A 24,035-nucleotide genomic window follows, 5' to 3' on the forward strand; every position below is an offset into this window, starting at 1 on the left:
GCCGTGCGGCGCCGCGGGAATCCCGGCCGGTGTGCCTACCCCGAAGCTGAAAGGCGGATGACGCTGCGCTTTTCCGCCCTACAGCGGCTTGAACCGACGGCGATGGTTTGGACCCGCTGGACAGACAAGAGACGATGCAATGACGATATCCGTGAACGGCGTGGAGATCCCCGAGCAGGCGATCCACCGCGAGATGCAGTATCACCCCGCCCCGTCGGCCGATGTCGCCCAGTACGAAGCGGCCCGCGCGCTGGTGATCCGTGAACTGCTGCTGCAGGAAGCCCGCCGCAGCGAACTGAACCCGCCCCTCGATGCGACCGATCCGGAGGAAGGCCTGATCCAGGCATTGATGGCCTGGGCAGTCCAGGTCCCGAAGGCCGATAACGCGGCCTGCCGGCGCTACTACGACACGCACCGGGAGCGCTTCCGCAGCCCCGTCGTGCACCACGTGTCACATCTCCTGCTCCCGGCGGCCCCGGACGATCACGAAGCCCGACGGGAAGCGATCGCGAGGGCTGAAGAACTGCTGGCCGAGATCGGCGATGATCCCGGCGCATTCACCGCGGCGGCGATGACGCACTCCGCCTGCCCGTCGCGCGACGCGGGCGGCGATCTGGGCCCGATCGGCCGGGGCCAGACCGTGCCCGAGTTCGAGAAAGCGCTGGAGCGCATGGAGCCCGGCAAGATCGCATCACGCCCGCTCGAGACCCGCTACGGCGTGCACCTGGTCTACCTGCGGGGCCGGGAGGGCGGCGAACAACTGCCGTTCGAAGCCGTTCAGGCCCAAGTGGCGGAGTACATGGAACAGCATGTGCTGCGCCGCGCGGTTGCCCAGTACCTGCAGCGCCTGGTCGGCGACGCCCGCATCGAGGGCCTGGACCTGGACGGCGCCGACACCCCGCTGGTGCAATAGCCAAGCCTTGGCACTGCGACAATGCCGCCACGGAAGAACACGGAAATCACGGAAAAATGAAAGGGATCAAACCCCGTTTTCGTGCGAATGACGGCCAGGCCAGGAACTCCGATGGAACCCAAAGAGCACTGGGAAAAAGTCTACGCTTCGAAAAGCGAAACCGAGGTCAGCTGGTTTCAGGAACATGCCCGGCTGTCCCTGCAGATCCTCCGGGACGCCGGGGTGCCCAGGGATGCTGCGATCATCGACGTTGGGGCAGGAGCTTCGCACTTCGTCGACGACTGCCTGCGCGAGGGCTACCGCGACCTCACCGTGCTGGACGTGTCCAAAGCGGCGCTGGCCTCGGCCCGCGCACGGCTCGGGAAGCGGGCGGCGGACGTACACTGGCTGGAGGCCAACGTACTCGCTGCCGATCTGCCCGCGGATGCCTACGACGTCTGGCACGACCGGGCGGTATTCCACTTCCTGACCGACTCCTCGGGTCGCCACGCCTACGTGCAACAGGTGCTGCGCGCGGTGAAACCGGGCGGTCTGGTCATCGTCGCAACCTTTGCCGAGGACGGACCGACCCTGTGCAGCGGACTGCCCGTGATGCGCTACAGCCCGTCGGCGCTTCACGCCGAGTTCGGTGCCGCATTCACGCTTCTCGGCCACCAACGCGAGGCGCACCAGACACCGGCTGGAAAAGAGCAGCCGTTCGTCTACTGTCTGTGCCGCATCGATGGCGGTGCGGGCAAGGTGAGTCCGGAGGACTGACGTAGCGCCAGGCACGCCGGCGTTCCTCGGTCAGACACCGGCGCCGATTCCCGGACGGATGGTCGCTGTGCCGACTGAGCAGATAGACGTCACGAGCCAGTGCCGGCTTCGGAGCGGCCTGGCATCCGGTCCCAGTCGATGGTGACCGCGTTCACGGACTGGCAGGGCAGAAATCCCGCTTTTTCCAGCCGCTTCATCCATGCGGGACGCCCGCCATGGGCCGCCAGCAGCTTTTGAAGATTGCGGCGAAACTCCGGTTCGCGTTCGGCGGCCTGCAGGGCCTCGGCGAGGTCCTGCAGGCGTTGAAGGGCCTCGTCGTAGGCGGCACCGGAGCGGCGCTCCAGGAGGGTGTCGATCTCGTCCCAGACACCATCCGCCTGTTGGGCGACGGTCGAGAGATAGCGTGCGCGTTCTGCCTGGCGCTTGGCCTCCTCGGCGGCACGCGCTTCGCGTTCGCGTTCCAGGCGCAGGCTGCGTGCCGCTTCCACGCCGGCCTCGATCTCGGCCAGCGTTCGTCGATCCGAGCCGGGGAGCATCGGGTGCTGCTTGCGCTGCCAGGCGAGGAACTCGCCGTGTAGCCTACGTTCCGCCGCCAGCGGCTGGCCCAGCAGCATCAGCCGCAGCGGAGCCCGCAGGGCGTCGGCAGTCTGCGTGGCCAGCCAGGCGTCGACATCCAATTCTGCCGCTTGCGGCGACGGCAGCTCGGGACTTGCCACAGCGGCTGCGGCAACCAGGTCTGGATCGAGCAGAAGAAACTCGGCCAGTGCCTGTTGTGCCGGGGTGAGCGCGCCCAGACCCGCCGGCCGTGGCGGTTCCGGCTCCTCCGCGTCGAACTCGCCCTCGCTGACGCGCGCAAGCCACCCGAGATAGAGCGGGCGGGTGTCTCCGCGCAACAGTTCCTCGCGCAGGGGCAGCAGGCGCGCCATCCAGCCGGGACCATCGTCGTCGATCCAGAACCGCTGCCGGGAACGGGATTCGTCGTTGAACCACCAGTCCAGAATCCAGTGTTCGGCGCAGTCCAGTGCCCGAAAAGGGGACGGATATCCAGAGAGGTCGTCTCTCGGTGTCAGCGCTGCATAGTCCGCGAGCATTCCGTCGTCGAAACACGACCGGGGCAGGCGCAGCAGCAGCCGGCAGGTGCCCCAGTTGGCCGAATAGACGTGCGCATCGAAGTAGTGCTGCATCAAGGCCAGAGGATCGGCCTTCAGGTCACCCCAATGGTATTCGTTGACGAACCCTCCAGGCGTAATCCGGGCCCGGGAGGAGTAGCGGCGCAGTTCGGTCTGCTCACGCGGGCTCAACGGACGGTCGACCGCCGAAAACTCGTAATACTGATACTCACTCATGGTACGGATGCACTTTCCTGTCCTGACGGCGATCCCCTCGTGCCAGCACGGCAACGGACTCAAGGGTAGCCGAACAGCCACAGGTCGTTTGCCATGCGGCACCAGCGCACAGCACGGTGCCGACGCGGTGCTGCCCGCGTTCCGGTGGTTGGGCAAAAGTCCGGTACTCGCACCACTGCTGCCCGTCGGCTTCGTGTGCAGAGTGCGCATCTGCTCGGCCCCCGGTTGGCTGGCCGATCCTGCTCGCGACCCGCAGAAACTGACGTGGCGGGGGGCATCCAAGTCAGCGGTGTCGACCGGAGCTACGGCGTGTGCGCATCCGGTGTGGACTTCCGTGCGACGCTAGGCGGGAGGGGATGGGTGTCCCGTGGCCTCTGCCAGGATGTGTATTTCGTACCTTTATCGTACCGAATCGTACTTGACGGTCACTCCGGCGTTGCTAGACTCGTGTCATCGGTCACGGTTCTGGCGAGGTGGATCATGGATGTTCTCGATGCGGATGATGTGCGCGGCTACCTCGATGATCTGCGGGAACACCTGACGCCGCTGCGTTTCGAGCGCCTGCACCGGATCGCCGGCCTGCTGGGTCAGGATCGCCATGTGGCGGTCGCCGATGTACTTGCGAAACTCTATCCCGATACCCCGCACGAGAACGCGAGCACCGATCTGCGCAAGCTGCGGGCCGCACTGGACGAGGCGGCTGCGGAAGTCGGCGTGAATTTCTCCTGCAAGGTGTCCTCCGAACGGCGCGGCGGGGCGGTAAACCGACGGCTTTGGTTCGAGGGTACGCCCCGGCTGGCAGAGCGGGCGCAGCGCTTCTCACATGCCGAGACCGGCGAGTTGAATCACCTGCCCGCGACGCTGAGGCAACGCGGGCGGGTCCTGGGTCCAACGATTGCCCTGGATGAATACCGCGATGGTAAACCGGTGGCGCGCTGGTTTCTGAGCTACGCCCGCGACGACAACACGATGAAGGAGCGCTTACTGAAACTACTTCAGAAGCGGCTCGCGTGTTCGCGTAGGTTCGCTTTCGAGTCCTGGCACGACGGCGACATCGTATTGGGCGACGACTGGCACGAGAGCATCGAACAAGTGCTCGATCAGTGCCACTTCGGTCTTCTGCTGCTGAGCCACGCGTTTCTGTCCAGCGATTTCATCCGTGACGTGGAACTGCCCCGGTTCGTGAACACGGACGGCGGGATTGGCGAGGAAAAGCGCGCAGTGCCCGTCTGCCTGGAAAAAATGAATTTCGGTCGAGTCGATCTGCACGGGCTCGGACAGAAGCAGATATTCCGCGACCAGGACGACAAGTCCTTCAAGGAACGCAAAGGGCATTTGCAGGAAGCGTGGGTTGACCAACTGGTTGATCGTATCGAGACCATGTTGGAGCGGTACGGGGTCGCCTTCCCCGGTGGCTCGGAGCCCATCGTGCAACGTGTCGGCCGGTTAAGCCGCAGCGCTGGTTTGCATCGAGCGATTCACCGTTTCCCAACGGCTGATCTCATGGGTCTGCGCGACATGCAGGATGCGGAATCCGTGCTACTGGAGACCGCGCAGGCACAAGTTGCGGGGCTGGAGAAAGACTCCATTGACCCTTCCGATTCTCCTGGCGTCGATGCACTCGAATACCTGCTCGACTGGCTGCACGATGCCGATGCCCCGCCGTTGTTCGCACTTCTCGCCGAGTACGGGATGGGCAAGACGATCACCTGCCAGCGCCTGGTACGCGCGCTGGAGGACGAACGCCGGAACGACCCCCAGCTCCCGGTGCCGATCTATCTCGATCTGCGCAACCTCACCGGGCTCAACCAGGGCGTTCCGATGCTCGAAGCGATCGTGAACGAATGCATCCGCCGGGGCTGGCAGCACGATATCGACGGCCCGGCGATGGATTTCGTACAGGTACGCAGCCTGGCCCGCGATGGGGCACTCGTGATCTTCGACGGGCTGGACGAGGCACTGGTGCACCTGAGCGAGAGCGACGGCCAGGTTTTCACCCGCGAACTGCTGAAGGTGCTTTCCTTTCCGACGGAGCAGGGCCCCGGTGCCCGGAAGCCGCGTCTGCTGATCTCCTGCCGCACGCACTACTTCCGCACGCTGCGCGAGCAGAAGAATCACTTCACCGGCCAGGAACGTGGCGAGGTCCGCGCGAACGACTACCGCGCGCTGGTGCTGCTGCCGTTCACCGAGGAACAGGTCGCCGAATATCTTGCCCGGGCGCTGCCCGGTGCCGATGTGCACCAGCTCCAGGGGTTGATTGCGTCGGTGCATAACCTCACCGAACTCACGCGCCGCCCGTACACCCTGCGCCTGGTTGCCGAGTTCATCCCCGAGATCGAGAACTGGCGCGCACAGGGGAAGCGTGTTTACGGGGTAACGCTGTACCGGCGCATGGTGCAGCGCTGGCTGGAGCGCGACAGCGGCAAGCATGTGCTGAAGCCCGCGCACAAGATGCGGCTGATGCCGCACCTCGCCGCCACGCTCGCACGCGAGGGCCAGCGGCTGCTGCCGGTAGCGCGCCTGGAGTCCTGGTTCACGCGCTTTCTGGCCGACGAGCCGGACCTGAAGGAACGCTACGCCGGAGTCGACCGCGACAAGCTCGAGGAAGACCTGCGCACCGCGACCTTCCTGGTGCGCCAGGACGGTTCCGGCGAGGACGACGGCGCGTTCCGTTTCGCGCACAGCTCGATGCACGAATTCTTTCTGGCCGACTACCTGTTCCAGGCCCTGCGGGCGGACGACCCCGAAGCCTGGGCGATGCCGATGCCCAGCCGCGAGACCCTCGACTTCCTCGGGCAGATGCTGGCCGAGACCGACGACGCGCAGCTTCTGCAGCGCATCTCCGGGTGGCGCCGCACCTACCGCGAGCACACCAGCGAGATTCTGCTGGCCTATGCGCTGCTGGCACGTGAACGCGGCTGGCCCGAGCCGGTGCTGCGTGGCATGGATCTGCGTGGCGCACGCCTGCACGGCTGGTCGATCGGCGTGGGGCAGGGCGAGCCGCTCGACCTCGCGGAGGCCGACTTCACCGGCGCGGACCTGCGCGAGAGCCGCTGGCAGCGGGTGAACCTGCGCGGGGCCTGTTTTAGAGATGCCGATCTGGCGGGCAGCGAGTGGGTATCGGTGGCGGCGGAGGCTGCGGTGTTCGAGAACGCTGACCTCACGGGCAGCCGCTGGCGGGACGCGGATCTGTCGGACTGCCGGTTCGAAGATGCCGAGACCTACCGGATGCAGTGGATGCACTGCCGTTCGCCGGGGGTGAAGGGGCTGGCCGATGACGGCGTGATCGCCGTGCTGAATATCCCGGCGGAGAGGCCGTTACCTGCGCTGCGTTCAACGCAGCCGCAAAGCGACCTGGGAGTCGTCGGGTTTTCCGCCTGCGTGTTTTCGCCGGACGGCACTCGGCTGGTATCGGCGGGGAGGGACGGGACGCTGCGGGTATGGGATGCGGCGAGCGGGGAGAGTCTGCGCACATTGCGCGGGCACGAGGGTGGGGTGCTGTTCTGCGCGGTTTCGCCGGACGGTGCTCGGCTGGTGTCGGCGGGGGATGACGGGACGCTGCGGGTGTGGGATGCGGCGAGCGGGGAGAGTCTGCGCACATTGCGCGGGCACGAGGGTAGGGTGCTGTTCTGCGCGGTTTCGCCGGACGGTGCTCGGCTGGTGTCGGCGGGGGTGGACGGCACGCTGCGGCTATGGGATGCCGCGAGCGGGGAGAGTCTGCGCACATTGCGCGGGCACGAGGGTGGAGTGTCGTCCTGCGCGTTTTCGCCGGACGGCACTCGGCTGGTGTCGGCGGGGCTGTACGGCAGGCTGCGGGTGTGGGATGCGGCGAGCGGGGAGAATCTGCGCACATTGCGCGGGCACAAATGTTGGGTTGCGTCCTGCGCGTTTTCGCCGGACGGCGCTTGGCTGGTGTCGGCGGGGTGGGACGGCACGCTGCGGGTGTGGGATGCGGCGAGCGGGGAGAGTCTGCGCACATTGCGCGGGCACGAGGGTGGGGTGCGGTCCTGCACGTTTTCGCCGGACGGCGCTTGGCTGGTGTCGGCGGGGGAGGGACGGCACGCTGCGGGTATGGGATGCGGCGAGCGGGGAGAGTCTGCGCACATTGCGCGGGCACAAAGGTTGGGTTGCGTCCTGCGCGTTTTCGCCGGACGGCGCTCGGCTGGTATCGGCGGGGATGGACGGCACGCTGCGGGTCTGGGATACGGCGAGCGGGGAGAATCTGCACACATTGCGCGGGCACGAGGACTGGGTGCGGTCCTGCGCGTTTTCGCCGGACGGCGCTCGGCTGGTATCGGCGGGGGATGACGGGACGCTGCGGGTCTGGGATACGGCGAGCGGGGAGAATCTGCACACATTGCGCGGGCACGAGGACTGGGTGCTGTCCTGCGCGTTTTCGCCGGACGGCGCTCGGCTGGTATCGGCGGGGTGGGACGGCACGCTGCGGGTATGGGATGCGGCGAGCGGGGAGAGTCTGCGCACATTGCGCGGGCACGAGGGTGGGGTGCTGTCCTGCGCGTTTTCGCCGGACGGCGCTCGGCTGGTATCGGCGGGGAGGGACGGGACACTGCGGGTATGGGATGCGGCGAGCGGGGAGAGTCTGCGCACATTGCGCGGGCACGAGGGTTGGGTGCAGTCCTGCGCGTTTTCGCCGGACGGTGGGCGGCTGGTATCGGCGGGGGGGGACGGCACGCTGCGGGTATGGGATGCGGCGAGCGGGGAGAGTCTGCGCACATTGCGTGGACACGAGGGTAGAGTGTCGTCCTGCACGGTTTCGCCGGATGGCGCTCGGCTGGTGTCGGCGGGGGGTGACGGGATGCTGCGGGTGTGGGATGCGGCGAGCGGGGCCTGCCTGCGCGTCAGCGCGATTGCGCCGCGCGGGCACGTGGTCTGGGAGCCCGACACTCAGCGGATCATTGAGGCCGGCGGCGATTTCTGGCGCTGGTTTTCGTGGACAGGCATCGACCCCAAGAGCGGACAGATCACCCGCTACCCCGCCGAATACCGCGGCCCGCTTCCGCAACCCCGCGAGGACTTCTACACCAACGCCCAGGCCCCGCGTTTCGGCCCGTGGTAGCCCCACGCCCGGCACCGGTGTGCTGGGTGCTTGGCCTTGGGTCTGTTGCTGGGGTGTCGCTGCGTGCGACACTGGTACACCGTTACCGTGAGCTGCTGTCGACCGAGCGCACAAGTGCGTGTTCGATCTCCTCGGCCCAGGGGACGCTCTCACCTCGGCACAGGCGTGCCTCGCGGATCAGCCGGAGGTTGCGGGCCGTGGTTTCCGGCTCCCAGGATTCCCGAATCGCGGCGAGCGCATCCGCGAGCGCGGCCTGCGCCGCGTCTTCGTCCTTGGCCAGCACGGCGAGTTCGAGCCGGGTGGCGTGATCCCAGTAGTCGGGTTTGCCCGCGGCGATGCGCCGCTCGACGGCGTAGGCGACGACCGGGAGCAACCGCTCGCGGCGTGGATCCGGCGGCTCGCATAGCTCCATCAGCGTGACCGCGTTGATCCCCGGGTAGGCATCCCGCCAGTCGGCCTCGAAACCATTCAGGTAGGCCTCGATCGCCTTGTTCAGCTGGCCCCGCGCGAGAAAGGTATCGCCGTCCTTCAATGCCCGTTCCCAGCGATCCTTGTACACGCGTCCGAGGATGCCGTAGGTCTCGCTGCTGGGCCCGCGCCAGGCGATCAGGTCGAGCAGCACGCGCTCGGCCTCGTCGCCGCAGCCGGCGCGGTTGAGTGCCAGCCCGAGCTGTTCCTGAACGAGCACGGTGGCGGCCAGCGGCGGCGCCATCTTCGGTACCAGCGCGATCATGTCCTTCCAGGCCTTCACCGCCCGATACGACAGGAACAGATCGATCACCACCCCCGACTCGGCATCGGCCAGAACGCCGAGCTGGTTCTCCACGGCGCGCACGGCTTCGACGTCTTCTTTGCGCGCGGCGGCCAGGCGTTGCTTCAGCGTCTCGGAGTAGGCGATCCGTTTCCGGAACACATCCGTTTTCAGGCGCTGGATGTCGGGGAAGCCCTCGACCAGTTGGAACACCGGGCTGTCGGTTGCCCCGTGGCGGGCCTCGCGCAGCCGCTCGACCAGGGTGGCATGGATCGCCGCCGTATCGACCGGGATGCCGTCCGGACCCAGCCGGTACGGGATGGCGCGCAGCGGAGCGACGTCGAACGGGAGTTGCCCGGTGTCCTCGGCATAGAGAGTCACCGTGCTCGCCGGGCGCACCGCGTGCCGCAGACCCAGCTCGTAGAACACGTTCGCGTTGGCGGTGGTCAGGTCCGCCACCGCGTACTCGCACAGAATCAGCCGCTCGAACATCGGCTTGTGGATGATGCCCCCGGTCATTTCCTCGTCCGCGCGTAGCGGGTCAAGCCCGGCTTGTGCGATCGCGGGCACGATCAGAGCGCGGTAGATGGCATCGAAGTCCACCACGGTGCCGCCGACCATAGGTTTCTTGCCGAAGGGCATCAGGACGAAGCAGAGGGGAAGCTGAGCGGCGGGCATGATGCGGTTTCTCGGTCAGAGTGGGGTGGTGTAAGGCAGCGTGGAGCATCTGCTCAAGCGGCGATGGGCCATAGGATCAGCTCATGCTGGAAAGGTAGCGCTCGGCAATACGCGCGATTCGGGTGCCGCGATCGTCGGTGTGCCCGGAGTCCACGCGGGCCTTGTCGCCGTTGACCACTTCGCGAGCATTGTAGAAGTCCACGACGTCGTCGTTGACGTACCTCGGCAGCTTGTGCGCCGGCCTGAAAGTTCCGTCGCGCATGCCCTGGACCAGAATGCGGGCCGCGATGCTTGGATCCTGGTAGGTGAGGTCTGGCCTGGAGAGTAGGTCGATTCCCAGCCTTTTCGACCAGAACCTGTAGTTGTGTCGGCCGGTGATCTGCACATAGCCCCTCCCACGAAAGCGGAAGCCGTCCCCTTTCTGTGTATTGTCGAGATCCTTACGCCCCTCGTAGCGCTTTTGATCAGGAGTGGGTCCCCAGATCTCAACCATGAACTTCCCGCACTGCGATTCGTGCTCAGAGGTCGCCAGCACGTAGGCAATCTGTGTTCGCGTATTCACTCCGCTGGCCAGGCACTCGGCCAGGATCACGGGGATGGACTCTTCAGCGAATCTGCGAAGTCCCGCGTCGACACTGCCGACGCAACCTGCCGCCAGGGCATGAATCGTGGAACCGTCCAGCCATATTAGCTCCTCGGGGACTGGCAAGGCTTCAATGGAGGGGGGCGCGAGCTCCTCGGATACCGCCGCTCCGGCGAGGCCCGGGATCAGCACCACGTCGCCTGGCGCGAGGAGGCGCGCACTGGCCTCGTCAAAAGGCTGACCATGGGATTGAAGCAACTCGTGCCAGCGGGCTCCGTTGCCCAAGTGACGGGCGGCAAGAGCGTAGAGCGTATCTCCAGGCTCCACGACCCAGCGGCGGTGCTCCGGAGGCTTGGTCGAGCGCCGGAGCGGCTTATCGCCGATCTCGATCCGATTCTTCTCTAGGTCGAACACAAGCGGCAACTCCAGAGCAGCCGCTGCCGCCGCTGCTCGCACATAGCCGTGGGACATCATCAATTCGGCCACCTCGCTCTCGGGCGCCTCGTCTGGGACCACCGTCTCGCCATCGAGAAACACGCAGTTCAAGAACAGCGGCATCGTGTGTCCGGAAGGCAGCAGGGCCAGAGTGTCGCGGGAGGCGTTGAGGAGTTGCCAGCCTACATCCTGGACCAGGCTTTCCACCTTCAGGAACGCCTCTTCGTCAGCATGAAGCGAGCCCTTCAATGCCACACCCAGTATTTTTGCATCCAGATCCGCACCCAGCGATTCGTCCGGGACGACCCCGTCGATGAAAGCGCGTACCAGCTCGCGAAAGCGTTCGCCCACCTGTTCGGTGGGCAGCCGTGGTTCCCAGGGCAGGACCATGGGGTCCCACTTTCCCGATTGCGCTACACCGAGATTGCGCTGGACCTCACCATGGCCGAGCACCGTGCGTGATGTGACGGGAATCTCGTAGGCCACGCAGAGATCTGCCGCGGCCTGGGCCATGGTGCGCCACTGCCGTTCGGTCATTGGAAATCGTCCCGGATCGAACGGGCGTTCCCGCGCCCCCGCCATACAGCAAACCGTCAGGCCGATCGATCCGGTGTTGAGCCGCGCGGTATGCGCGGCGTATTTCCCATCGGTAGTGGACTGGTTGTCTGCGATGCTGTGTTTGCCCCGTACCAGGTTCCCGTCACCCTCAACCAAGATGTGGTAGTGCTTGCGATCAAGAGCGGAGGCTTGGTAGGTGCCGGCTGTCCAGTGACAGACGATGCGGCGCATCTGCACTTTGGGCATCCAGGTCTTGGGAATCTCGGACATGATTGCACCTCCTGGTGGGTTTCCTTTTTTGATGCCAGTCATTCAGAGCGCAACTGGATGGCGTCGCCCGCAGCGAACCAGATCTCGAAATGTCGCGGGCGGATCGCGGTTGAGTCGCCGTAGCGGCGGCTCAGATCGTTGAGCCGGAGCTGCGGTTCGGCAAGAATCTCATTGGTGATCGCCAGCAGCTGATCGCCCTCGTTGCCGCATTCCTCAGCCCGGAAGCACCGCAGTTCACTGCGCCGCGGCGCGGCGTTCACTAATTCAATTCCAGGTGCTTGGATGCGTGAACCATCCTTCAAGCCCCGTTCTTCGAGTTGCCGTTCGAGTCCCTGGGCAGGTACGCGTTGCGCATCCTCGGCGATATGAACGAATACCCGCAGTGGAAAATCTTCTGCAGCCTGCGCGGGAACCTCTAAGGCAATAGCCTGATCTGGAGCTGTATCCCGAGGAAGTAGTATCCTCTCCTCGTGGCCGGGGGGAGGATACGGTCTCGTTCCCGATTCGCCTTGCCACAACCGCTCACGTGCCAGTTCGCGTTGAAAACCCTCCGCCTCCGAGGAGGCCTGCTGTACTTGTGATTGCTGCCACCACCCCCAGCCCAGCAATCCCATAATGACGGGAAGGATGATCAGAGCGGCGGTGACGTTCTGCAATCTTCGCCGGCTGCGTTCGACGGCTTGGATACGCTTGCTTTCGCGCATGCTTGCAGCCAGAAGCTTTTGTACCCGCTCCCAGCCGCCGCCGTAGCGCTGTGCCCAGGCGGGGTTGCGACGTTCAAGCCACGCCGCACGCTCCTCGGTGGTACCTGGGCCAAGGACATTCGCGCGGTCGCGTTCGAAGCTGTCGGCCTGAACCAGCAGGGCACGCCAGATCAACCCACTGCGGAACTCCCGGATCAGCCAGCCCTTCTCGGGATCGGCGATTCGTTGCCAACACCGGATCAGCGCCTCGTGGCTGATATCCATCCGATCCTGGGCCTCCAGGGGAGCTTCACCGTAGGGCCTCAGGAACGATACGCCATCCTTGCGAAAGGCTTCGAGTACGCAGCGGAGCGTGCCCTCCGTCGCTCCTGTCACGGCGAGTAGCTCGGACAGACTGCAGGGCCGCCGGATGGCGTGGCCATCGGCGTTGATTTCCGTGAGCGCTCGAAACAGATCTTCGATCAGGCGAGGTGAATCGCCGCCACGGATGCAAGTCTCCTGCGCAACCGCCATGACCTCGTCGGCGTGATCCGACAGGAGGCCATTGAGGCCGTGCTTCCCCTGGTAGTGCTCGCTCTCCAGACGCCAGCGAGGAGAGGTTGATTCAGCCCCATCGAGTTCCGGCTGCGGGTCGGCGGGTGCGGGCCTGTCTGTGCTGACAAACCTCTGATGCAGGCGCATCAGCCCGTGCTGGATCAAAGGCAGTTGGTCCTGATCTCCTCCGGAATCGGCGATGAGGCGATTCGCCAATTCCCGGCTCACCCAGCCTGAGTAGAGCTTTGCCGGCTCGCGGATCGCGCGCAACAAGTCCGCGTGTTCCATCCGTGGTAACAGGTACTGGTTGGCATTGACCGTTTCCGCAAGGCCGCGGTATCGCGCGCAGGCACCCAGGAATTCCGAGCGCATTGTGAGAACCGTGTAGAAACCGGTCGGTGGGTTCTGTGCCAGGCCCACCAGCAGATCCGCGAGCAAACGGGCCTGCTCGTCACCATGGCGACGGGCGTGTTCGAACAACTCCTCGAACTGGTCGACCAACAAACAGAAGGGGCGATCGGCATCCGCTTCCAGGAACTCCGCGAGATCCGCCACGGCGCCGGCCCCAAAATTCAGCATTCTCCGGATCGCGACGACCCGTTCCTCGAAATCATCGCCCGAATTCGGGATGTCAGGGGTGGCCGCCAGGACCTTGGCGAGGTTCCACAAGGGCGCGTGACCCGGGAGCATGATGCCGACGTGCCAGACAGCACCTCCGCGGGCACTGTCCTGCTCCAGCCAGGGGAGGACACCGGCGCGGATCAGGGAACTCTTCCCGCAGCCCGAATCCCCGTGCACGACGACGAAGCGATTGTGGATCAGGCGGTTCACGACCGCATCGACCATGCGCTCACGACCGAAGAAAATGAGCCACTCGTGTCCCTCGAACGGTCTTAACCCGGGATAAGGGCGCGGGGGGCGGTCGGTACCGAAGGGGGTACCCGCCGGCTCCGTGGTACGGCCACTCATTCGTCGTGTCTCAGTTGTGCACTGTGGCCAGCAAGCCACTGCCGGACGGCAGGCGTCCAGGGGTCGTCGGTTGCATCCAGCCAATCGGCCTGGACATTGCGTGCGGTGGCCCGACGCACCGGTGTCACGATGCCATCTCCGACGGTGTTCAGAAGGCCGCAGGGGAGGGGACGGCTGGAACGCGCGCGCGCCGATTGCCGGTCATGCTTGCCGATCACGATGAGATCGGTGTCGACGGCGCGGGCGTCGTCGGTCCCCAGAAGCAACACAGCATCGCTCTCAGCCATGATCTCCACGCGGCGTTCGCGGGCCTCCTGGCGCTTCACGGGATCTTTTTCAACGGTGTCAGGTTCACCGGGCACAATCGCGAATCCCTCCTGCGTCAGCGCGATCGCTGTGTCCTCCCATCTGCGGGCCTGGTCGACGCGGCCATGCAGGTACAACACCTGTCCATCGGTGTGAGCCAGTCGTTCCGCCCCGGCCCGAGCCCTGAGCTGTTCCTCGAGCACGCGCTGCATATCGTCAAGTTTGAGGTGAAGACGCCCGACGATATCGAGTAGCGCTTCGTCGAAATCCTGGCCGAAGGGGCGGGGGCCGGGGAGTACGGACCAGCCGAGCGGCCGGGCAGGAATCTTGCCACTGGTGTGGAATCGGAACCCCTTGAGCCGATGTCCACGCTGATCGGAAAAAGCGTCGGGCCACACCTCCTCGGTGGGCAGGATCTGCACGATGACGACGCGCCCCTCGATGGGCAAACCCGTGGCGGTCTGGCGCTTGCACCACCATTCCCTTTCGTCCTCGCACCATGGGGACGCCAGGTAGTCGGGTGACATCAATACGAGCAGCAAGGCCGAGGCCTCGATTTCCCGGCGTAGCTGATCGGTGAGGGGCGCCAGGGGGTCCACGCCATGCCCCGGGCGGTGCTCCTGGTCGAGGAAGATCCGCAGCGGCTCCCGGTACCTGCGATCGACCTTGAGTTCCCGCCCCAACTCAGCGGCGAAAGCCACCGACCAGGATTGCAGATAGGATTGGCCGTTGCCATCGTCGCCATGGCTGTAGCTGACAAAGATGTCGTGCGAGAAAGGCGGACCGACGTAGCTCACCGGAGTCCCGCTTCGTGCCGTCGGTTTGCCACGAGTGGGGATGCGAAAAGCCACCGCTGCCGATCCGCCACGGATAGCAACGAATCCTTCACCTCGTCGGTGGGGTTACCGTACATCCTGCGTCTCCTCATCGTCCGGGAGCCGCGATCCTGTGTTGACGCGCCCAGGGTCCGGTTCCCCGCGGCGCTAACCCTTTTCGGGAATCCGCGCCTGTCACCCCTGTATCAAGAGAGTAGACCAAGCGTTGCCAAAACCAAGCGGGGCAGTATGGTACGGGGCACTGGGCAGGTCGTTAGCCATTGCTGGTCGGGGAACAAGTTCCCGCTCTGCTCCCCTTGGGGGAGATGCGGGGCAGGCATGGGGGTGAATCCTTCGCGGCGAAAGGCTTCGTTCCTCGCGATGACGAATGAATCAGCGCTTCCCCACTTGAACATGCACATTCTCGGTTCCGGCGAGGTCGCGAATCAGCTCCAGCGGCACGCGCAGACGGTCGGAGTGCTGCACCAGCAGATCCGCCAGGGCATCAAGCTGGTCGAGCAGCACCACCACCGGCCCTTCCTGTGCAAGGACTCGCACACACAAGCCGCTGGGCTGCCGGGCAACTCCAGGTAGTCTGCGAGAGCCATGTCGTCGGCCAGTTGTTGCGGCAGATAGTCCGCCTTGATACCGAGCACCGGAATCGATTGCTGTTCGAGGAGAGCGCCGAGGCGCGCGAGCAGTGCCGACTTGCCGCAGCCCGGCTCACCCAGCAGCAGGTGCACCGAAGGAGTTGCTTCCCCGATCTGTTGAAGCAGATCGTCGAGTTCGGGCCGCTGCAGCCAGCGGTCTCGGGGCAGGGTCGTGGGCCAGGAAAGCAGATCCCGAGAAGCACGCCGGAACCGCTCTCGCAGATCGGGCGCCGAAAGTCGGTTGCGACGGCGCTGCTTGTCGAGTTCACGGTTCACCCCGCTTTTGAGATGATCGATGAACCCGGTGAGGTCCTCGAACTGGGCCGGACGCACCGCGAGCCGAACCTCTCGGTGAAAATCCTCCAACGCCCCCAACGGCTCCGGATCCTGAGTATCCGAGAGTTGGCCATTGGGGATGGCGGTACGGAACAGCGCGACCACGGGGATACCTGCGGACCGGGCGCGACGAAACTCCAGGTGGGTGATCGACAGCCCCTCCGGGTTGTTGTCCTCCGGTCGAAATCCGTAGCGGTGCCCCAGGATCAGCACGACGACATCGCACTCGGCAACGTCCTCCAGGCAGCTATGCCGCACAGTCTCGCTGGCTGCCGTGTAGCTGTGCACCGGTTGGTGCCCGGCTGCGACGAGCCAGTCCATCACGGCCCGGCGTTCGGCTTCCAGGTCGAGCTTCGTTGAGGAGATGTAGATCCTGGCCATGGGTTCCGTCTGCGGCAGGCTGGCAATGCACGAATTCGCAACTTCCTTCCGAGATATTACCCGTAGCCGTCAGTGACACCAATTGCGTCTCGCCCCATGGCCAAAGCCCGTTCGTACCGCTAGACGACTGTTTCCTGATTTTTAGCCTATAGTCTTCGGTGCGCTACCGGCGGTTCGTTTATCGGGAACTCCGGCAAGGTGCAGCAGGCAGCCGACAATTGTTGGTGCAAGGCTATCGAGTAGCCTCACTCCACCACAATCGACTGCAAGTCGATTATCACCAGGAGGGCCTGTCATGAGAATTGAAGCTCCCTACTACCCGATCATCTACGTTCGCGGCTACGCCGCCAGCATGAACGAAATTGAGGACACCGTCGCCACGCCGTACATGGGCTTCAACCTCGGTTCCACCAAGATCCGTCAGGATTACGAGAGCCGAATCACGCCGTTTATCTTCGAGTCGCCGTTGATTCGGTTGATGAAAGACGAGTCGTACATCGACGCCTACCGGGATGGCGACTTTATCCAGGAACCCGAGCGGGTTCCTCCCAGGAGCGTGTGGATATTCCGGTACTACGAACCCGTGTCCGAAGATCTCGGCGATGGAACGCGTCGAGAGATCCCGCATTTTGCCGCCGAACTGCGAAAGTTCATCCTCCGTATCCGGGACCAGGTATGCGGGGATGATGAGAATGATCGGAGGAAATTCAAGGTCTATCTGGTTGCACATTCCATGGGTGGCCTCATTTGTCGTTGTTATCTGCAGAACATCTGCCGGAACGGGGTCCGCGACGCCTATCCCAAGCTGAAGGGTGCGGCGCTCACCCGGCTCAACAAGGAGCATGAACTGGGTGCGCAGCCGGCCGATCCACTGGTCGACAAGGTGTTCACCTATGCGACGCCACACAATGGCATCGACATGGCCGGCATCAACGTGCCCAATCTCGGCTCGTTCGATCGGCTGCACGTCCGGAATTTCAACCGTGATGCAATGCGCAAGTACCTTGCGCTCTCGAATGGCGGCGATCGTGTCGATTCCCTTGAAGGAACGTTTCCCACCGATCGCTTCTTCTGCTTCGTTGGCACGAACTACCGTGACTATGGTGCCTTCTTCGGCATGTCAAAACGGGGGACGGGGGCGATGAGCGACGGCCTGGTGATGATTCGTAACGCGACGGTAAGCGGTGCGCCGCGCGCCTTCGCGCACCGTAGCCATAGCGGGCACTATGGCATCGTGAATTCAGAGGAAGGCTATCAGAATCTTCGCAGGTTTCTGTTCGGCGACGTACGCGCGGACGTCACCATGCTGATCGATGAAATCACCCTTCCGCCACGCCTTGAGAAAGCCGTCGGTGACAATCGGCAGCGAATCAAGGCCGCCTACAACATCGAGGCGGCAGCCGCGGTGCGAGGGCTGAACGTGTTTGTCAACGAACGGCGGGTGTCCCAGGAGTCGGCGATTCGACGGCCCTACGAACAGCTTGTGCACGAAAACAAGCCAGTCTACCTGTTCAGCGGTTATCTCTCGAAGCGCGCGAAGACCGAGGATACCGGTGATACCGCGCTGGCTTTCGCCATCGACATTGGCGTTCAGGTGCCGGTTTACGAGCTGGATCGCCGTTTCTGGATGAATGGTCACTTTGAGGGTGGCTACCTGTTTCGCGACAAGATTACGATCCACGTCCGGCCACGCGCCGATGGGACCACTTTTCGCTACGGCCTTGAATCTTCCTCCGGACCGTCTGCGGCACCGCGGATGCTGACGCCGATCGAAAATGAGAATGGACGAATCGTTCTCGAGATTCCGATCGGATTTGCCGAAAACGCCGCTGCGAAGCCGAAGCCCGGGATGCGCGGCCGTCTGCGAATCACCGCGTCGCCGTGGAACGGGGACTAAAGTGCAGGAGGCCGTAGTCTGCATGCGCCAGCGGTAGAAAGTGACTGACGGCATTCGCCACCGTGGCGGTGGAGCGGGGAATAGCGTGTGCCCTGTCTTGGCTTTGGAATGACGAGGACGCTGCCGAGCGTTCTGCTATAAGTAGGTTTGAAAGCACAAGGCCAGGGAGGGGATGCGATGCCGCAAACAACCATCACGCTGACTTTCACCACTCAGCCTGCCGCGAGCCGTGGACTGGCCCGTTCCGACCGGGCTTCCGAGTCCGAACGCGAATCCATCAACGAGTGCTCGGCGGGGCTGTTCGAGATCGATTCGATCGAGAACTTCGACGTCGGCGCGGCGCGAGCCGGCGGGGAGGTGGTCAGCAGGGACCTGAAACCCGACGACATCGTGCGAGTCGAGCTCGACGACGGCGGCGAACTGTGGCTGACGGCGGAGCGGCTGCAGGAGCTTGCCGGGCAGGCGGACGGCGAACTGGTGCTCGGTTCCGAAACCCCGCTGGCACGGGGCGGCGCGCCTTCGCGCGGGATTCGGCGTTGGCTGCGGCGCCTGTCGATTGTGCGGCTGCGCTGGAAGGACGAACTGAAGGATGCAGCGGCCACGCAGGCGGTGCTGGCGGGGATCCGGAAGATCGAGGGGCAGTTGCACGACGGGCGTACGGGCCTTCATCGCTGTGTATTCCCGGGTGAGGCGGATGCCCCGTTGTTCGATGCGGTTCGAGGGGTGGTTGCGCGTTCCGACACGCCGATCCTGATTCTGCTGCACGGTACGGCCTCGTCGACGCTCGGGAGTTTCAGCGGGCTCTGGGGCGGGAAGAGCAGCACGGTAGGGAAGGCACGGGAACGCTGGAACGCCTGGCGGGAGAAGGTGAACGCCCTGTACGGCGGCAATGTGTTCGCGCTGGAGCATTGCAGTCTGAGCGAGAGCCCGATTCTGAATGCCTGCACGGTGCTGGAACACCTGGCGCCGGATCAGCCGCTGCACCTGGTCTCGCATTCGCGCGGCGGGCTGGTCGGGGAACTGCTCTGCCGGGGTCGGATCGGGAACCGGGCGCAGCCGGTCACGCAGGAGGACATCGACCGCTACCTCTCCGCGTACCGGAACGAGGACGGGAGTCTCCCGGCGGACACCGATTCCGTCGCGGCGCGCGAGCGCATTCGCGAGGAACTGGAGCGGCTGAACCTTCTGCTCACCGAGAAACGCCCGCGGGTGGAGCGGTTCGCGCGGGTCGGCTGCCCGGCGCGTGGAACCACCTTGGCCGCGAGCCGGCTGGACGTTTATCTGAGCCTGGTGCTTTCGGGCGTGCAGCTCGCCGGCACGAAATTCCTCGGCCCGAAGGCGGGTGCGTTCATCGGTGCGCTGAAGAGCCTGCTGATCGCGATCGCGCGCAAGCGCTTCGACGACGGTCTGTTGCCGGGCATCAAGGCGATGGTGCCGGATGGCGGCATGGCCCGGTTCATCAACGATCCCGAATTGATCGTCGATGGCGATCTCGCGGTGATCGCCGGCAACGCGGACGTGGGCGCCGGGCTGCGCCAGACCTTGCTGGTCGCGCTGACCAATCTCTACTACTGGCAGGGCAACGACTGGGTGGTCGAAACTGACGCGATGGTCGGCGGCCACCCGCGCGCGTTGCACCCGGTGCGGTTCCTCGATCGTGGGGATCGCGACCAGCCGGTCAATCACTTCTCCTACTTCGCGAACGACCGGACCTGCGAGGCGATCTTGCGGGTGCTGGAGGGCACGCACCGCGCGCATCCCGAATTCACCTCGCTCGCGCACGAGCCGGTGAAGACCAAGAGCCGGGGCGAGCGCGCGGCGCCGCGAAACTGCATCACCGTGATGCTGCCAGGCCTTCCGGGCAGTCATCTGCGCGCGGACGATAACCGGGTGTGGCTGCATCTGGGGAACATCGCGCTGGGCCGTCTGCACCGGCTCGACATTACCAAGCCCGCCAAGGTGGTCGAGCCGGCCGGCTGGTTCAAGAGCCGCTACGCTGCGCTGCAGGCGGAGCTGGAGAGCCGGGGCCACCGGGTGGTGGCGTTCGACTACGACTGGCGCCTCTCGCTCGCGGACAACAGCCGCCGACTCGCCAAGACGCTCGGTGCGCTGTCGGTGGAAGCGCGGCGCGAGGGCCTGCCGCTGCGCATCCTCGCGCATTCGATGGGCGGCTGGGTGGCGTTGCACTGGCTTTCCACCGAGACCGAAGGCCTGTGGGACCGGCTCTGTGTTGAACACGACATGCGGCTGGTCATGGCCGGCACGCCGCTGCAGGGCACCTTTGACACCGTGCAGTTGCTGACCGCGCGGCACCCGCTGCTGCGCATGCTCGCGGCAGTGGACCTGAAACGCAATCGCTACGCACTCGCGGATCAGTTCCGTCATTACCCGGGCCTGCTCGAAACTCTGCCGTCACCGGCGGGCGGGGCCGGCGGACCGAATTTCTTCGACGACCGCGGCTGGGCGGCGATTGCGGAGGCGCTGAAGCGCAACCGCTGGACATCGCCGGAGCAGAGCGCACTGCAACAGGCCTTCGCGGTGCGTAGCCGGGTGGCCGTGGAGGCTCCGCCGCGTAATGCGAGCCGCGTGATCTATCTCGCGGGTCAGGATGAAAGAACCCCCAACGGCGTTGACGTCTCGCGGGGGCGGCTCGCCTTTGCGCAGACCGCCGAGGGCGATGGCCTGACGACCTGGGCCAGCATCCCGGAGTGGCTGAAGGACGGGCACTGCTGGTACCTGCCAGGCGTGAAGCACGGTGACCTGCTGCGCGTTGGCAGTGCTTTCCCGGCGATCCGCGAACTGGTCGAGACCGGTAGCACCGGCCTGTTGCAGCAACGTCCACCCGCGGTGCTGCCGGGGAGAGTGGCGCGCGGGGCTCCCGCGGACGCGGTCGGCGTTTCGGAGGAAGAAATCGAGACGCCGTTTCTGTTCCCCACCGAAGACGAACTCGAGGCCGCCGCACTGCACGGAACGGCCTGGACCGCCGGTGCCGAGCGGGAAACCGTGGCGCCGTGCCATGTGCGCATCCGACACGGGAATCTGCTGTACGCCGACGTACCGGTGATGGTCGGGCACTACGAGCACGAAGGCATCACCGGTTCTGAGGATGTGCTGGACCAGCAACTGGATGGCCGCTTGCGTGCGTTGCACCGGGCGGGTTTGTACCCGGGGCCGCTGAATTCGGTGGAAATTCTGACGAAGCCCGGCGACGGCCGCACCGACGGCGCGGTGGTCGTCGGGCTGGGGCCGCTGGGCGGGCTGACCGCGCCGCTGTTGCGGCGGACCCTGCGTCATGCGCTGATCCGCTTCGCGCGGCAGCACGGCGAGTGTCAGCGCTATTGCCGGCATGATAGCGAGCTGAAGCTTGCGTCGCTGGTAATCGGCTCGGGCGCCGACGGCATCCCGCGCGAAGCCGCGGTGAATGCCTTGCTGGAGGCGGTTGTTTCCGCGAACCGGCAGTTGGCTGAGCTCGGTGCACCGTTGGTGCAGCAGCTCGATATTGTCGAAATGCTGGACGATGCGGCGATCGCCACCGCCCATGCCTGTGCCCGAGCGCGCAAATACCTGGAAGGGCCGCTGAGCTTCGACTTCTCGATCCAGCCGATGCCCGGTGGCCGTCAACGGACCGTTTGTGCCGACCCCGACCCATGGTGGCGGCGCATTCAGATCACCGTCACCGAGGACGACAACGGGCAGGAGGTGCTGGACTTTGCGCCGCTCACCGAGCGCGCCGGGATCGACGTGACGCCGCATACCGTGCAGAGCGCAATGCTCGACAGCTTGCTGGCCGAGGCGACCGCCGACACCGGGAGCGACTCGGGGCTGTCCACCGCGTTGTTCGAACTGCTGGTTCCCCGTGCCTTCAAGGCCCAGATCGAGGCGCAGGGCGGAATGGTGCTGCTGGTCGACGATGCTACCGCGCGCTTTCCCTGGGAGTTGCTGAACGATCGGCGCAGCCGCGAGACCGAGCCGCTCGCCTGCCGGATCGGGCTGGTGCGCCAGCTTTACCAGCGGTCTGACGGACCGGTGCCAACCGCGCGCAACCGCAAGGCACTGGTGGTCGGCGATACCCAGGCCGGCGGTTCGTTCGCCGAGCTGCCCGGCGCGCAGCAGGAGGCGAAGGCGGTGGCCGGTCTGCTCGAACGCCACGGCTTCGATGCCGGCCGGCCGCTGATCCGTGCCACAGCCGGTGAGGTAATCCGCACCTGGACGGTCGACGATTACCAGATCATGCACCTGGCCGGCCATGGGGTGCTCGACCACGCGATGGGTACCTCGCGCAGCGGCCAGGAAGTCCGCAGTACCGGGCTGATACTGAACGAGCGCAGCGTGCTGGGTCCGCTGGAGATCGCGGCCCGTGACCGCATGCCTGAGATCGTTTTCGTCAATTGCTGCCATCTCGGGGCGAACCGGGAACCACCGCCCGGCGGCCCGCGCAACGAACTGGCGGCCAATCTGGGGACACAGTTCATCCGTGCCGGGGTCCGGTGCGTGGTGGCGGCGGGGTGGGAGGTCGACGATGCGGCGGCGGAACTGTTTGCCAGGACGTTCTACGAACAGATGCTATCCGGGGAGACGTTCGGGCAGGCTGTGCTCAAGGCACGCCGGGCCACCTTCGACGCGTATCGACATTCCGACACCTGGGCTGCGTATCAGTGCTACGGCGACCAGTCCTTCCGCCTCGTCGAGCGCCACGATGATGCTGCGTCTGGCGGCAATCGGGACTACTACAGCCCGCGAGAGGTCGAGGTCGAGGCCGCGAACATCCGCGCCGATCTGTTTCAGGCGAGAGGCGCGTCCTGGGAAAGGCTAGAGGAGCGCCTCGAAGAGATCGAAAAAGCCTTGAAAGATCATTCTCATCTGAAGACCGGGGCTTCCTGCACGGCCGTCGCCCTGGCCTGGTACGAGTTCGGGGTATTCGACAAGGCGATTCACTGGAGCAAAGCGGCACTGGCGTGCAACGACTCCGGCGCATCGCTGCGGGCCATGGAATGCCGGGCGAATGCGTTGGCCCGGCTCGCCGAACAGATGGCCATGAGCGTAGGTTGCGATGCTGACATTCGCGGTTCTGGTACAGGGGGCGACGAAATTGGAGCGGAAGCCGTGGCGGACGACAGCCCCATCACGGACGAGCGACGCGCAGCGGTTTTCGCCGATGCGGAGTCAAAGGCCAGGGCGGCTGTCGAACAGGCGCAGGAACTCCGGAAGTTCGCCGATACCCCGGAACGCATCCAGATCGAGGCCAGCGCCCATAAACACCTCGGAAACGTTCTTTGGTTGAAGGACGACTGCGAGAGTCCCGGCTCCGGGCGTGAGCGCCGCGTGGCTCCGAAACAGGTGCGGGAACCGCTGACCCGTGCCTACGCGTGTTATCGCGAAGCCGTCGAACTGGCGTATTCGGTCAGTGGCCGACTCAGCGGTTACCCGTTGCTGAATGCCGCCGGGCTGTGGCTTTTTCTCGCCCAGCACGGCGGGCGATCCAAAGAGGTCGTCGATCTGCTGCAGCCGCGTGATTCCGTATTGGACGAACTCGACCGCCTTGGGCGCCAGTTTGAATCGGCGCCCCGCGCCGAGGGTCCGGAGCGTTTCTGGGATCGCACCGACCGCATCAATCTCGATCTCTACCGTGGGCTGCTGACCGGGAATCTGCACGAGCCCGCCGAGCCGCCGCTTTGGAGGAATCTCGCGGAACGCTACCAGGAAGAGTTTCGGCTTGCCTCGAATCGCGAACGCGATTCGGTGATCAAGCAGAGCCGGCTGTTGGCCAGGATGCTGGGGAACAAACCACCGGCGCTGAAGGAGTTGCTCGACGCAATCAGCAAGCCGTGACGTTGGCCGAACCCATGAACCGCCATCCGCCATCAGGTGTCACGGCAGGCGCGGAGGAGCTTCTGCGACTGCATGAAGTCTGCGAGCCGCCTATCGCAGCCAACGTAGTCGCTCGCGACCCGGTCTGACTTGCTGATCAACCGGGCACTTGTTGTTCCACCGATGGCCGAAGGCCGGATCGTCATTCGGATGTGATTTAGACGTCGGATTGATTCATACTCAACGGCGATCCTTTTCTCTGGAGACC

The 24,035-nt window shown here is 65.0% G+C and carries 11 protein-coding genes and 2 pseudogenes; 7 read left to right on the forward strand and 6 right to left on the reverse strand.

Annotation, left to right across the window (positions count from 1 at the left end; translation table 11 throughout):
• Positions 1-139 precede the first annotated feature (139 nt).
• The gene (locus tag THITH_RS07965; RefSeq protein WP_006747606.1) at positions 140-913 is read left to right on the forward strand and encodes a peptidylprolyl isomerase; all 774 of its coding nucleotides are present in this window, start codon (positions 140-142) and stop codon (positions 911-913) included.
• A 111-nt stretch (positions 914-1,024) separates the two neighbouring features.
• Entirely contained in the window at positions 1,025-1,669 is a 645-nt protein-coding gene (locus THITH_RS07970; RefSeq protein ID WP_006747605.1) for a class I SAM-dependent methyltransferase, read from the forward strand.
• An 89-nt stretch (positions 1,670-1,758) separates the two neighbouring features.
• Here THITH_RS07970 and THITH_RS07975 read toward each other — a convergent pair whose 3' ends face one another.
• Positions 1,759-3,015: a hypothetical protein gene (locus THITH_RS07975; RefSeq protein WP_006747604.1), complete on the reverse strand. Its 1,257-nt coding sequence runs from the start codon at positions 3,013-3,015 to the stop codon at positions 1,759-1,761.
• A 480-nt stretch (positions 3,016-3,495) separates the two neighbouring features.
• Between THITH_RS07975 and THITH_RS19200 the strand changes: the two are divergent.
• The 3 genes and pseudogenes from THITH_RS19200 to THITH_RS17075 all read left to right on the forward strand — a co-directional run.
• Positions 3,496-7,056: pseudogene (locus THITH_RS19200) on the forward strand (pentapeptide repeat-containing protein); the annotation flags it as partial.
• Positions 6,965-7,165 (forward strand): annotated as a pseudogene (locus THITH_RS19705) (hypothetical protein); the annotation flags it as partial. The pseudogenes THITH_RS19200 and THITH_RS19705, both read left to right, overlap by 92 nt.
• 102 nt (positions 7,166-7,267) lie before the next feature.
• Positions 7,268-8,092, forward strand: a complete 825-nt coding sequence (locus tag THITH_RS17075) for a WD40 repeat domain-containing protein (RefSeq protein WP_232222273.1) — start codon at positions 7,268-7,270, stop codon at positions 8,090-8,092.
• Positions 8,093-8,174: 82 nt separating this feature from the next.
• Here the strand turns inward: THITH_RS17075 and THITH_RS07985 are convergent, their stop codons facing one another.
• From THITH_RS07985 to THITH_RS08005, 5 genes are all read right to left on the reverse strand, one after another.
• A complete protein-coding gene (locus THITH_RS07985; RefSeq protein ID WP_006747601.1) occupies positions 8,175-9,521 on the reverse strand; it encodes a TRAFs-binding domain-containing protein in 1,347 nt (448 codons plus the stop codon).
• Positions 9,522-9,597: 76 nt separating this feature from the next.
• Positions 9,598-11,367 carry an N-acetylmuramoyl-L-alanine amidase gene (locus THITH_RS07990; protein WP_006747600.1) on the reverse strand — a complete coding sequence of 590 codons (1,770 nt, stop codon included), beginning with the start codon at positions 11,365-11,367 and terminating at the stop codon, positions 9,598-9,600.
• A 38-nt stretch (positions 11,368-11,405) separates the two neighbouring features.
• Positions 11,406-13,574, reverse strand: coding sequence for an nSTAND1 domain-containing NTPase (locus tag THITH_RS07995; RefSeq protein ID WP_006747599.1), 2,169 nt, complete (start codon positions 13,572-13,574; stop codon positions 11,406-11,408).
• A complete protein-coding gene (locus THITH_RS08000) occupies positions 13,571-14,677 on the reverse strand; it encodes a toll/interleukin-1 receptor domain-containing protein (RefSeq protein ID WP_006747598.1) in 1,107 nt (368 codons plus the stop codon). The genes THITH_RS07995 and THITH_RS08000 overlap by 4 nt, the downstream gene beginning before the upstream one ends.
• A gap of 464 nt (positions 14,678-15,141) precedes the next feature.
• A complete protein-coding gene (locus tag THITH_RS08005) occupies positions 15,142-16,062 on the reverse strand; it encodes a DUF4062 domain-containing protein (protein ID WP_006747596.1) in 921 nt (306 codons plus the stop codon).
• Between the two features lie 295 nt (positions 16,063-16,357).
• Between THITH_RS08005 and THITH_RS08010 the strand changes: the two genes are divergently transcribed.
• A complete protein-coding gene (locus THITH_RS08010) occupies positions 16,358-17,959 on the forward strand; it encodes a lipase family alpha/beta hydrolase (RefSeq protein WP_006747595.1) in 1,602 nt (533 codons plus the stop codon).
• Between the two features lie 177 nt (positions 17,960-18,136).
• The gene (locus tag THITH_RS08015) at positions 18,137-23,788 is read left to right on the forward strand and encodes a CHAT domain-containing protein (protein ID WP_006747594.1); all 5,652 of its coding nucleotides are present in this window, start codon (positions 18,137-18,139) and stop codon (positions 23,786-23,788) included.
• The last annotated feature ends 247 nt before the right edge of the window (positions 23,789-24,035 follow it).

This window comes from Thioalkalivibrio paradoxus ARh 1, assembly GCF_000227685.2.
Classification (GTDB): domain Bacteria; phylum Pseudomonadota; class Gammaproteobacteria; order Ectothiorhodospirales; family Ectothiorhodospiraceae; genus Thioalkalivibrio; species Thioalkalivibrio paradoxus.